This window comes from Chitinibacter sp. ZOR0017, assembly GCF_000799095.1.
Lineage (GTDB): Bacteria > Pseudomonadota > Gammaproteobacteria > Burkholderiales > Chitinibacteraceae > Chitinibacter > Chitinibacter tainanensis.
This window is the reverse complement of record NZ_JTLG01000017.1, coordinates 190,328-203,176: the sequence shown is the minus strand read 5'-3', so window position 1 is coordinate 203,176 and position 12,849 is coordinate 190,328. Positions and strand designations below refer to the sequence as shown.

The 12,849-nt window shown below is 53.8% G+C and carries 10 protein-coding genes and 1 pseudogene; 1 reads left to right on the top strand and 10 read right to left on the bottom strand.

Annotated elements, in window-relative coordinates:
* The 10 genes and pseudogenes from epsG to ppc all read right to left on the bottom strand — a co-directional run bounded on the left by epsG (position 1) and on the right by ppc (position 11,789).
* A complete protein-coding gene (gene epsG / locus L991_RS06170) occupies positions 1-864 on the bottom strand; it encodes a chain length determinant protein tyrosine kinase EpsG (protein ID WP_047393349.1) in 864 nt (287 codons plus the stop codon).
* The gene (epsF, locus tag L991_RS06165) at positions 861-2,237 is read right to left on the bottom strand and encodes a chain length determinant protein EpsF (protein ID WP_047393345.1); all 1,377 of its coding nucleotides are present in this window, start codon (positions 2,235-2,237) and stop codon (positions 861-863) included. Before epsF ends, epsG begins: the two co-directional genes overlap by 4 nt.
* A gap of 172 nt (positions 2,238-2,409) precedes the next feature.
* On the bottom strand, positions 2,410-3,195 hold the full coding sequence (gene epsE / locus L991_RS06160) for a polysaccharide export protein EpsE (protein ID WP_047393342.1): 786 nt from the start codon (positions 3,193-3,195) through the stop codon (positions 2,410-2,412).
* Positions 3,195-4,085, bottom strand: a complete 891-nt coding sequence (locus tag L991_RS06155; RefSeq protein ID WP_047393337.1) for an EpsD family peptidyl-prolyl cis-trans isomerase — start codon at positions 4,083-4,085, stop codon at positions 3,195-3,197. The genes epsE and L991_RS06155 overlap by 1 nt, the downstream gene beginning before the upstream one ends.
* 14 nt (positions 4,086-4,099) lie before the next feature.
* Positions 4,100-5,461 carry an undecaprenyl-phosphate glucose phosphotransferase gene (locus L991_RS06150; RefSeq protein WP_047393501.1) on the bottom strand — a complete coding sequence of 454 codons (1,362 nt, stop codon included), beginning with the start codon at positions 5,459-5,461 and terminating at the stop codon, positions 4,100-4,102.
* 131 nt (positions 5,462-5,592) lie between these two features.
* Positions 5,593-5,679 (bottom strand): annotated as a pseudogene (locus L991_RS18025) (PEP-CTERM sorting domain-containing protein); the annotation flags it as partial.
* A 370-nt stretch (positions 5,680-6,049) separates the two neighbouring features.
* Complete coding sequence (locus L991_RS06145; protein ID WP_047393334.1) at positions 6,050-7,225, bottom strand: hypothetical protein; 1,176 nt, start codon at positions 7,223-7,225, stop codon at positions 6,050-6,052.
* 166 nt (positions 7,226-7,391) lie between these two features.
* Positions 7,392-8,405 carry a UDP-N-acetylmuramate dehydrogenase gene (gene murB / locus L991_RS06140; protein WP_047393331.1) on the bottom strand — a complete coding sequence of 338 codons (1,014 nt, stop codon included), beginning with the start codon at positions 8,403-8,405 and terminating at the stop codon, positions 7,392-7,394.
* Between the two features lie 113 nt (positions 8,406-8,518).
* Entirely contained in the window at positions 8,519-9,001 is a 483-nt protein-coding gene (locus L991_RS06135; RefSeq protein ID WP_156129007.1) for a hypothetical protein, read from the bottom strand.
* 31 nt (positions 9,002-9,032) lie between these two features.
* Positions 9,033-11,789, bottom strand: a complete 2,757-nt coding sequence (gene ppc / locus L991_RS06130; protein ID WP_047393327.1) for a phosphoenolpyruvate carboxylase — start codon at positions 11,787-11,789, stop codon at positions 9,033-9,035.
* A 106-nt stretch (positions 11,790-11,895) separates the two neighbouring features.
* On the opposite strand from ppc, the gene L991_RS06125 reads away from it, so the two are divergent.
* Positions 11,896-12,735 (top strand): PhzF family phenazine biosynthesis protein, encoded by an 840-nt coding sequence (locus L991_RS06125; RefSeq protein WP_047393324.1) that lies wholly within the window; start codon positions 11,896-11,898, stop codon positions 12,733-12,735.
* Positions 12,736-12,849: the final 114 nt, after the last annotated feature.

Sequence of the window (12,849 nt, the reverse complement as noted above, 5' to 3'; positions counted from 1 at the left end):
TCACACATCCTGCGCCAATACAGCGCCCAATATGGTGGTTTGGCTATGCTCCAGTAGTGCCTTGGCTTCCTGCAGGCCTTTGACTGGGGTTTGATGGCGGTGGGCCACTAAAATGGCCCCTTTCACGCGTGAAGCCACTAGCTGGGCATCAGCACTATTGGCCAAGGGCGAGGTGGCATAGATCACTACATCGTATTGGCTGGCCAGCTCTTGCACCATCTGGCTAAAGCTATCACGCGAGAGCAGCTCTTGGGGGTTGGGTGCGTTGGTACCCGCCGTCAGTAAGGATAAATCACGGAAATCAGTGATTTTCTGGATTGAATCCGCCACGCTACTCCGGCCAGCCAATACATCCGTGAGGCCTTTACGGTTTTCCACCGCGAACAAATGATGTTGGTGGGGAGCACGCAAATTGGCATCGACCAGCAATGTGCGCTCGCCCAGCTGCGAAAACACCACCGCCAGATTGGCAGCCAAAGTATCGCTGGCGGTGTCGGCATCATATGAGGCCAGGGCTACCGATTTATGACCACTTTCCATCCAGCTGAGCAATACCTGACTGCGCAAGCTGCGCAGTGCTTCTACCCGCACATCAAACGGGGAGTATGCCGCCACAAGCTTTTCGCTAACTTTGCTCTGACCCGATACCAGATAGGGGTATTCAAACTGATGCGCCAGCACATCTTGAATATCTGCGTCGGAAATAAACCCCAGCTTGATGGCGGCTTCGCCAAAGCGCAGCCCACTTTCTTTTTGCAGATGCAGGATCTTTTCAGCTTGCGCTGGGGTGATCTTGCCGGCGTTAAGCAACAGCTGCCCGATATTGCCATTGCCCGGCTGATTAGAATGAATGGCGGCGTTCATGCGTTTACTCCTGACAGGCGGCCAAATTTGCGTTTGCGAGGGGCTGGCGGCAGTAAATCGGCCAGTACTTTAATCCCCAGCATATTTTCAATATCGTCCGGCGTACGAACGCGGCGATCAATCAATTCAGCCAACATGGCAAAGCCAATCGCTAGCAGTGCGCCCACAAATATAGCCAAGATCAGGTTGAGCACGGTCTTGGGGCTAGAGTGTTTCAGCGGCGCCACGGCAGATTTCAAGATGCTGATATTGCTAGAATCTGCGCGGCTTTCCAGCATGGTTTGGCTAAAGCGCTGCAAAGCCTGATCGTAGCTACGCTGGGCGTTATCCACATTGCGCTGCAAGACATCCAGCTTGGCACGCTGGTTTTTCAGCTCGAGCACGCGGTCTTTTTGGGCTTGCAGAGCGGCTTGCAAAGACGCCTGGCGTGAAGCTGAATTGCCCGCCGCGCTGTTCAGGCCACCCGCATATTGCGATTGCAGCTCATTAAGTTGTGCTCGGGTGGCGTTCAGCTCGGCCAGAGCCTGCTGATTGTGCGGGTGATTGGGGCCATTTTTTTCTGATAGCTCTTTAAATTTCGCCTCTTGCTGGCTGAGCTGGGCTTTCAATTGCTGAATCAGCGGGTTATTCAATACATCTGGCGCGATTTGACCACCGCGTGCACGCGATTGGGCATCAAAGGTTTGTGCCTGTGCGCCCACCAGTTGGCTAGAAAGCTCATTGAGTTTTTGCGTTTCGATATCGAGGCGCTCATCCGAACCGACAATGCCATTCGCTTGCTGGTATTCGGACAGGGTAGCTTGGGCTTTTTCCAGATTGGCTTGCAACGATTTCAGTTGCACTTGGAAAAAGGCGTTATTTTGCTGTGCAGCGGCAGTTTTAATATCCACTGTGGTGCGAATATAGGCCTGGGCAAATCCATTGGCCAAGGTAGCGGCAAATTGTGGATCGGTGGCCGTGTATTCCAGATTGATCACATTACTTTCACGGCTCGGTTTGACATCGAGGCCTTTGAGCAAAGTGTCAGCAAACCAATTGCGAATATCGCCACGGCCTTTGGTGGCCTCCTGAAATTGCGCCTGCGCTTCGGGCAATTGCGTTAGGCCCAGGGTATCAACCACTTTCAGCGCCGCATTTTGGCTGCTAATCATGTCCACTTGCGTGGCCATAAAGCTTGGCGCCATATAGCCGGCCACCGGCTGACCCGTTACCGGATCGGCAGCTTTGATGTCAATCGCCACGGTCGCTTCCGCGGTGTATTGCTTAGGCAATAGTAAACTCACAACCAAGGTGGTGAGCAATACGGTGGCAAACACCAGTAATGCAATCCACTTGCGGGCGCGCAGAATATTCAAAAACTGTTCAAACGTCATGTTTGTACTCGCTGTATCGATGATGACTTAGCGCCATACCCAGGTAGGTATACACCCAGAGATCTTCATCTCATTGGCTCGGCGACCAATACCCATCATTACAAAAACGCTACTGCTTTTTTCAGGCCGAAAAACAGCCGGCCATACCTGGCCGGCGCTCGACAAGACTTGATTAAAAGAAGCTTTCTTTCACAAAAACGGTATCGTTTTCAAGCAGCAGATCGGTGAGCTTGGCCTCTACTTTTTGCAACTGGCCATTGTCATCCACGCGGTGGATTTCAATGCTGCGTTTGGCGGCGCGCGGATTAAATCCACCTGCTACCGCCAAAGCTTGCATCACCGTCATTTTCGGCTCGAGTTTGAACGCACCCGGGCGGTTGACTTCGCCATACACATACATTTGCTTGGCGCGGGGTACATACACGGTATCGCCATTCAAGATAGGAATGGTGCGGCGCTCCGGGTTGGCCAGCTGGGTCAGTTTGCTCAGGTGGTATTCGATGCGCTCTTCGCCACGCAACACCACCACCGCATCGCCACCCGTCCCGCTAATGCCGCCGGCAATTGCCAGAAGATCAATCAGATCGGTAGCACTATCCAGGGCGTATCGGCCCGGTTTATTTACTTCGCCCAACACCGCCACGCGCTGACTGCGGTATTGCACAATCAGTACATTCACGTTGGGCTTTTTGATAAAGCCGCCCTGAATCAGTTTCTTGCTAATCAGTGCTTCCGCATCGGTGTAGGTGAGGCCGGCCAGCTTCACTTCACCAATCAGTGGGAATGCGAGAGTGCCCTGATTATTCAACTGCACTTCAGTAGTGAGATCAGGGTGGTCATAGACCTGAATCTTGACCACATCCCCCGCCCCGAGCACATATTCACCCGCGGCACTTACCGCCCCGCTGATGAGCAAGCCGGCGAGCAGGCTGAACAGTCCAAGCCATTTGCGTAACATTATTTCAATCCTTTCAGACCAGCTTTCAGACTTTCATCGGTCGATGATGCGGCCTGCTCGGCAGGCTTGGCCGCCGGTGCAGAAGCAAATTTCTGCAAATATTCAATCTTGGCCGCATCACGCAGGCCTTTCATTTTTTGCGTTGCTTGCGCTTGGGCATCGTTATTCGCCAAGTAGCGCTTAATCATTGGCTCAGCTTCGGCAGGGCTCACCGGGGCTGCATGTGTGGCCTTCAGCTGCAACAGAACCGTTTTATCGCCTTCGGATAGCGCCATAATGTCGCCCACATTCATCGCCGCAAATTTAGGCAGCATCGGCATCGGCAGTTGTTCCGCCGAACGGTTGGCTTCGTTAGTGTCAAATTTGATACCCGCAGCATCCAAGGCCGCTTTCACTGCGGCAGGTGTTGTGGCGGTATTCAGCGCAGTATTGAGTGCGTCGCTATAGGCCGCTTTCTCAATCACGAAGGTTGTGAATTCATAATTTTTACGCTCGGCAAACAGCGCAGGGTTTTTCGCATAAAAATCATCAATAGCCGTTTTGCTTGGCTCACCGGCTTTGCCAATCACCCGTTCGGCCGCTGCCTGCGCCAAAATCTGCCGTTTAGCATTTTCAATGGCTTGCACCACATTGGGTTCGCGATCCAGTTTAAGCTCGGTGGCTTTTTGCACCAGCAATTCTTGGTCAACCAACTGCTCCAGCACTTGCTGCTTTTGCTCTGGCTGGGCATTCGGCACTTGGGCCAGTACAAAATTGAGCTGGTGGACGGTGATTTCACTGTCGTTGACTTTAGCCAAGACTTGGCTGGGCGATTTCTTATCGTCTTTCTCACCGCATGCCGTGAGGGTGCTTGCAATCAATACAGCCAGTACCAGAGGTTTTACGTTCATTGTGTTTCCTTACTTTAAAACGCGTTCCGATCGCGGAACATCATGGTGGCGGTTTTCCAAATAATCTTGAGGTCAAGCCAAACAGACCAGCTGCGCAGATAATCCAGATCGTATTCTACGCGGCGCTGCATTTTATCTAATGTATCGGTTTCGCCGCGATAGCCATTTACCTGCGCCCAACCCGTAATACCAGGCCGAACCTTATGCCGCATCATGTAGCCCGAAATCAGCTTGCGGTATTGTTCATTGTGCGCATTTGCGTGTGGGCGCGGCCCCACAATACTCATTCGCCCTTGCAAGACATTAATAAACTGCGGTAACTCATCGAGCGAGGTCTTGCGAATAAAGCCACCGATAGGCGTGAGGCGGTTATCGTTCCGGGTGGCCTGCACGACTTTATCGCCGTTTTCCATGACATTCATCGAACGGAATTTGTATACCAAGACGCTCTGGCCGTCTTCACCGTAGCGCTTCTGCTTGAAGAACACCGGCCCCTTGGAGGTGAGCTTCACCGCAATCGCCACCCCTAACAACAGTGGCCAAATTAGCAGCAGAATCAAACTGGACAGCACGACATCGCTGATCCGCTTCACCACGCCATTCATCCCCACAAATGGACTTTCGCAAATCGCTACCACGGGTACACCGGCAATATTGTCAAAACGGGCATTGATCAAATCAAAGACAAATAGGTCCGGCACGAAGTACACCGAGGCGGTGCTATCGCGCAGCTCGTCGAGTAAATCCATCACCCGTGGCTGAGCCGTCATCGGCAGTGAAATATAAATTTGCTGGATGTGATTCGCCTTCACATATTCAGCGACATCTTTCAGCCCACCCAAGAGCTGCTCGGTGCGCTCCAGCATTAAGCGATCTTCAGCCCGATCATCAAAAAAGCCGACAAATTCTTTATTCAGAAACGGGTGTGTTTGCATGTTGCGGGCCAGTGTTGCGCCGGGTTGATTCGCACCAATCACGACCACACGTTGTTTAGTGGCGCGGTCGAGATCTGGGCGCAAAACAAACCAGCGGAATAAGCCGTGTGCCGCGATCAGCACCAAAGGCGCAACCACAAACCACGTGAGCATGTAAGGCGGATAGAAGTACTGATCAAACCCAGAGATCCGACCAAGTAGCACCAAGGCCGTCACCACCACTAGCCATTCAAAAGCGAAGCGGCCTAAACCTAATAAAGGGCGTGAGTATCCGGGCACGAATAAAAACACCCCATCGAGCAGCAAAGCCGAGAGCAGAAAAGCCAATGCTCCGAGGATGATTTCATGCCCATCCGTTGCCACTTCAAACGGGATAGCCAGTGCAAACAGTGTAACCACGACCAGGACGGGATCCAGAAACAGCTTAAAAAAGCTAACCATGGGCGCCGCATTTGAAAACTCGCGAAAGCGATCACCCAGCAAACTTGGGCGACCACTAAACCCCGCCTGTAAAGTTTGATCTGGTTTATTCAAATGTAGAGCAACATCCTGATGCACTGGGTTCTCCCTGTTTAATCTGCAACTTTACGGCGTCGAGCGGCCAGCACGCCCAAAAGACCGAGGCCAAGCAATGCATAAGTCTCTGGCTCAGGCACTGGCGGCGTTATTGGCTTTTCTGGTGTAGTTGGGTTTAGCGGTGCAGTTGGCAAACTAAAACCGCTAGCTCCGCTAGAACCAAACTCTGTTGGGGCTGCAGGACCCGCTGTCAATGCGCGCGGGGCAATCGGACCACTTCCCTGCGAAACAAAGCCATTGACACCGATAGTGACATTGGTCTTGGTTTGATCAATCCCGACCACGCCGTTGTCTTGTTCACCTGCCCCAACAATTACCCCGGGGTTATCAATAAATGAACCTGGCTGAACCACGACAGCTTGTGCCGAACCTGCCAAAGCCAAAAAACCTGTCATTAACCATACGCGTAACATTCTCATTCCTTCTTTTTTTTGTATATGCCCAACATTACTTTCAAAAATCGTAGCGACCAGTTATACCGCCAGCAAAAAGATCATAATCAGCGCTGCCCATTTGATCTTCGCGCTGCTCCCAGCGCAGATACGAGCGAATGCTCCATGCACGGGCAGGTTTGAAGACCACGCTGAGTTTGGCTGATTCGTATTGCTCATCGCGCAAACGCTGGCCTGCCTGCATTTCAGTTTGTTTTTGCCAGTGACGAAGCTCTAAATCCCACAGCCATTTTTCAGACATCGCCCACGCAGCGCCTAGATAGGTAACTCGCTGCAAATCGCGGCCTGCCCCACTGGTGAACTGATCAAAGTTCTGGCCATAACCTGCCCGCAACTTTGTTTTACCCGTTGCCTGCCACGTGAGGTCAAGGTTGCCTTGCGGTGTGCTAGAAGAACGCTCACCAGTTAACTTTGATTTCCAGCTACTCACCCCGCCAGACGCGCTGATGTTCAGCTTTTCACTGTACGGCCATTGCAATACCAGCTGAGTTAGCCGTTCTTCATACCCGCGACGATCAGCAGGAATGAAAGCTAAATTGCGTAAATAATCATAATCTTGCCACTGCTGGCGCACTGTCAGGCTTGAACCATATTCAGTGCGATAGCGCATACCAAGACCATAAGTCAGGTTTTTGGCGTCTTCCAAAGTGCGAACGTCATGGGTTTGCTTGCTATAGCCCACATCAGCGACCAAGGCCCAGTTGCTCAATATTAAATAAGCGCCCTGCCATTGCACATTGCTCTGACGTACCATATCAATACGGCCATCACGCGTATCTTCAAAGCTACTCATGCTGCGGCTAGTGCCAGCATTCAATTGCCCCGACAACAAACTGCCCGCCTGCCAGGCCCAGCCAAGATCTGCTTGCCAGCCGGTGTAATTCAGCTCGCTAAAATCCATGTATTGCTGGCGATTAACCCGCGCGCTGGCACTGAAATTTTGCCGAGACACCGGTACATCAATGCGGCCACCAAGTGCAACGTCTAGTTTGCTATCACCCTGCTGGCCATGCTTGCGGGTAATGCTATTACTGCCTTGTTCGCTTAAACGAAAAACATTGTCATCGTAGCCATAGCCCACTTCGGCATTGAGTTTGAGCGTATCGTCTGCATCATATGCGCCATGCGCTAACCCAATTGCACACCCTAAGACCACTGCCAACTTCTTTCGCGCCATCACCCGTCCCGCTATTGAATCCAGTTCAATCTTGGCTTTCTTGTATTCATCGCCAAGCTTACTAGCCTTACTCGGCCATTATGACGGCGGATTTTAACATCATTAATGTTAATTTGCTGATACAACACAAAAACAGCATATTCGCAGATGGTGATATAGCTCTCACTCACCAAAAAACTGGCTCGGCCTCAAGTTTTACGCCATATTGCGCGGCAATTGCTGCCTGAATATTAAACTCCAGCTTTTTTACATCTTGCTGACTCGCCCCGCCGTGATTCACCATCACTAGCGCTTGCTGGGCATACATCCCGACTGGGCCGAGCTGTTTGCCTTTCCAGCCAGCCTGATCAATCAGCCAGCCTGCCGCAAGCTTGGTGTGCTTATCATCTACCGCAAAAGAGACCAGTGCCGGCCATTGCTGTTTTAGCGCCTGTGCTTGTTCCGTTGGCACGATCGGGTTTTTGAAATAACTACCCGCATTACCGATCACGGCTGGGTCGGGCAATTTTCGTTGACGCACCGCGATCACCGCTGCTGCGATATTTGCGGCGGAAACGGGCAATTGTTGCCGCGCTAGCTCTTGCTCGATATCGCCATAACTGGTTTTCAGCTGCGCCACTTTCGGCAGCCGGAACGTCACCGCCACGATGCACCACGCTCGACCGGCGGCCTGCTTAAAAAAACTATCCCGATAGGCAAACTGGCACTCCGCGCGGCTAAACTCACGCACTTCACCGGTTTCTAGATGGACTGCAGTCAGGCTATGCAATACATCTTTCACTTCCACGCCGTAGGCGCCAATGTTTTGCACTGGCGCGGCCCCCACAGTACCCGGAATCAGCGACAGGTTTTCCAACCCGGCCCAACCCATGGCCAGCGTCCATTGCACAAATTCGTGCCAGTTTTCACCGCCCGCGCCGCTGACATACCAGGCATCGACGTCTTCCGCCTGCAGGTTGCGCCCCATGAGCGCCATTTTTAGCACCAAGCCTGGCACGACTTCAGGTAGCACCAGATTGGAGCCACCACCTAATACATGCCAATGTAAAGCACGTAGTTCCGGGCTCGCAATACACGCCTGTAATGTAGCTAGCGAATCAATCGCTACAAATTGCTCGGCGCGCGAACGCAATCCGAACGTATTGAGTTTATCGAGCGGATAATCGGCAATTATTTGCATCACATACCTCAGTGCGGCGCACTGCAATTAGCTTAAAGAAGCTCAAATAAAAATACCCTGACCAGGTAATGGTTCAGGGCCTAATTCAATCAATGCTTAGCTGGCAATACCCATCAGGGGCGATTACCCAGGTGCCAACGGGCACAATACCACTTGGTTTGCTCTGGGCCGCTGGCCACCAGCACGCTACCAAACTTGGATAGCCAGCGTGGATACGGCCCGGGTAACTCCACAAAGGCAAAGCCCATTTTCTCTTCGACGTTTTTTTTCACCTGCTCCAGCGGTTTATTGATGAGCGCGCCCACCATTAAAGCGCCCGACTCAGGGACGTTCACAAAAAACTCTTCGACCTGATTGCCCGCCATGGTGGCTTGCTGCCCGCCAAACCATTCGGCCTCGCCCCAGACCCGGATGGGGGCATTCAGATGCTGGCGAAAATAGGTCCGCCAGAATGCCGTGGACCATTCGCTGCGGCAGGCCAGCGCGTTTTCCACCTTATCGCCAAAATGGCTCGGCAAGGCTTGCGCCGCTGGCGACACCAGAAAGCATAAAGCCACCAGGGCGGCGAATAAAATCGGTGATTTCATCCTGGCCATGGTGGCTCCTTTTTTGCTGCAGCGCGAGTGCTTAGCCGCTATTACGCAGGCCAGCCGCTACCCCGTTGATGGTCAAATGCACCGCGTGGCGCAGCTCTTCGCTGTCGTCGCCGGCGCGAATGCGTTTGAGCAATTCTACTTGCAGGTGATTAAGCGGATCCAGATACGGCAGGCGGTTATTCAGGCTGCGGGCCAGCATCGGGTTATCGCCCAGCAATTCTTCATGGCCAGTGATCGCCAGCACAGCACTCACCGCGCGTTGCCATTCATCTTTAATCCGACCAAAAATGCGTTTAGCCACGTCCTGATCTTGCACCAACTCCGAGTAGCGCGCCGCAATGGCGATATCGGATTTGGCCAACACCATTTCCATATTGGAAATCGTAGTCTGGAAGAACGGCCAAGTCGCATACAGCTCTTGCAGGTTTTTCAGGCCTTCGTCGCCAGATTCAGCCAGATATTCGCTGATGGCATGGCCAAAACCATACCAGCCCGGCAACATCAGACGGCATTGCGACCATGAGAATACCCACGGAATCGCGCGCAGATCTGAAATGCTATTGGTGTTTTTCCGCGCCGATGGGCGTGAGCCAATGTTCAGATTCGGGATTTCCTTGATCGGCGTTGCTTCGAGGAAGTAAGTGATAAAGTCCGGCGTTGCATAGACCAGATCACGGTAGAAGCGGTAAGCCGAATTCGACAGGCGCTCCATCAAACTGCGGCGCGCGGTTGGATCGATGGTTTGCTCGCCCGGGAAGCTTGCGTCCAGCGTAGCGGCTACCAAGATTTCCAGGTTACGGCGGCCGACTTCACGGTCAGCGTACTTGGCGGTGATCACTTCACCTTGTTCGGTAATCCGGATCTGGCCATTTACCGAGCCGGCAGGTTGGGCCAGGATTGCATCATAAGCTGGGCCGCCACCGCGACCAACCGTACCGCCACGGCCGTGGAACAGGCGCAATTTGATACCGGCTTCTTTAAATACATCCACCAGCGTCAATTCGGCTTTGTACAGTTCCCAGTTCGAAGTCAGGTATCCGCCGTCTTTATTCGAATCCGAATAACCCAGCATCACTTCCTGCACATCACCACGACAGGTCAGCAGCTGACGCCATTGCGGGATCGCAAACAGCTCGGTCATGATTTCGCCGCTGGCGCGCAGGTCACCGGTGGTTTCAAACAATGGAATGATATTGACTTTGCTGCGCACGGTTGGGGCCAGTGACACCAAGCCCACATCGTTCAGCAATACGGCTACTTCCAGCATGTCGGAAACCGACGCACAGTTGGAAATAATATAGTTAGGCAGCACAGCCTCGCCGTAGCGCGCCTGAATTTCCGCCGCAGCTTTTAAGATATCCAGCTCTTGCTGCACATCCGGGCTATAGGCCACATCGTGCGGACAGATCAGCGGGCGTGGGCTGGCCAGCTCGCGCAGCAGCACTACGCGGCGGCTTTGCTCATCCAGCGCCAGATATTCTTCCAGACCCGCGCGGTTAAACAACTCGCTGATCATTTTTTCATGCATGCCGGCAAACTGACGCATATCGATTGGCGCCAGATAGAAGCCAAAGACCGATACCGCGCGCTGCAGGCGGCGCAGACGGCCATTGGCCAGCTTGGCCGCGCCATGCGCTTTCAGTGAGCGGGCAATCACGGCCAGATCAGCGGCCAATTCGTCCGCGCTGGCATAAGGCTGCGCCCGTGCCACATCATGCAGTTGATGATGGAACGTACCGATTTCGATCGCCGTCGCAAAAATACGCGAAGCGATAGCGGTTACCGCCAGGCGATATGGCTCTTCCGATTTACGCGCGATGTCGTCGGTGGCTTGCGCCGCCAGCGCCGACAAATCTTGGTCGATTTGCACCAGGCGCGTTGACATCGACAGCTCGCTTTCGAGCTTCAAACATTGCTGGTAGTAATAATCCAGCGCCACGCCAGCCTGGCGCGATACAGCATAGCGCATCACATCGGCGGTCACAAACGGATTACCGTCGCGGTCGCCACCGATCCAGCTGCCCACCTGAATAAAGTTGGGCAGCGTTACTTGTTCATTGGTCAATGCTGACAGGCGATCTTCCATGTCTTGATACAGACGTGGGATTTCGTGCAGGAAAGTATTGCGGAAATGCGTCGCGCCGTTTTCGATCTCGTCTTGCACGGTGAGCTTCACCGTACGGATTTCGCGGGTTTGCCACAGCGTGATCATCACGCGTTCCAAGGCTTCTTGGTTGGCTTCCAGCTCGTCCGGCGTCATTTGCTTGCGATCACGTTGCGTGAGCAAATCGCCCAGCGCGCGGTGGCATTCCAGAATGGTCTTGCGTTTCACCTCGGTCGGGTGTGCGGTCATTACCGGGGCGATCAGCGTGTCGTTCAGCAGGCTGAGAATCTCAAACGGCTTCACGCCACGCTCGCGCAGGGTATTCAGCACCGCGGCAATGCTGCCGCGTTGCGGGTTAGAGCCCGCCACTTTGTGCGCCCGGCGGCGACGATTGTGGTGCAAATCCTCTGCTATATTGGACAGATGCGAAAAATAGCTAAATGCGCGCACCAAGGCCATCGTCGCTGGCATATCCAGCGTCGAGAGCGAGCGGGCCAGCGCTTTGCCCGCATCAGGGTCGTGGCCCTGTACGTAACGAATAGCCAGTTCTCGAATCGACTCGATCTGCTCAGCAGTGGCCGCACCGGCCTGTTCGCGAATGGTGTCAGACAACAAGGCAGCAAGCAGATCCAAATCCCGCTTGAGCGGCAAATCCTTTTCAGCAATAGGTTCGAGCACAGACATGGCAATCCAATTTCGGCGAATTCAAGACAGAAAAATCCCGTACATTTTAGCAAAGAAACCCGATCTCTGCCGCTGATTTGACACAGAAACTTGCACCGATAAGAACATGCCCCAATTCCCTTTCTTTCTGACTAGTGTATTCAGCGAAAAAACACCGTCTGGCGAGCCCTGCGTGGTGGTGCTCAGCGATGATTTACCGCTGGAAAGTCTGCGCCAGCAGCTGGCCTATACCTTTAATGGTAGTGAAGTCGTGTTTGCCGGCCGCCAGCCAGCCCAGCTGGCCTTTCATTACCCGCAATTTGCGCTGCCATTCTCGGCACGCGGCTATCTGGCGGCGGCGGCGGTCTATCAGGCGCATTGCCCAGAGGCGCCACGGCGCTGGCACTGCACTCAGGGCGAATTTGCCGTGGAGACGATGGGCGAAGCCTGGGCGCTGCGGTTGCCGGCCGGGCGCAGCCGGGCGCCGAATCATGGCCAGGTGCAGCTGGCGCATGCGCTGGGGATTGAAAGCCACGAAATCCTGCCGCCGCTGCAGCTTATCTATACCGGGCTAGAGCAACTGCTGATCCCGGTGCGCTCCCGCCAAACCGTATTACAGGCGCGACCGCATCCGGCCTTGCTAGCCGAATACGCCGACCATGGCGAGCCGGTGGCGCAGGCGGTGATCTGGCATCGCGAACATGATCTGATCACTATGCGCTGCTTTATGGCCGACCATTTTGGCGTGTATGAAGATTTTGGCGCCGGCTCGGCGGCGCTGAATATCGGCAGCTATTTGCTAGCCACCGGCCAGCGCCCGCCGCAGCAACTCAAGCTGGAACAAGGCCATACCATCCAGCGGCTGTTCAGCCGACTTAGTCATCTGCACTTACAGATTGATAGCCAGGCCCAGCTTACCCTTAGCGGCAAGGTGCAATTACTCGGTCAGGGCGTGGTGAATTTGTAAGTCGTGATGTGGTTTTTTTAATCTGGCGCAACGCCACTGGTCGGTGCGCCCGCCACTCGTTGCAAGCAATAAATCGCGCTGGCGTTACAAATACGTTCACGGGTATTGGCTTTA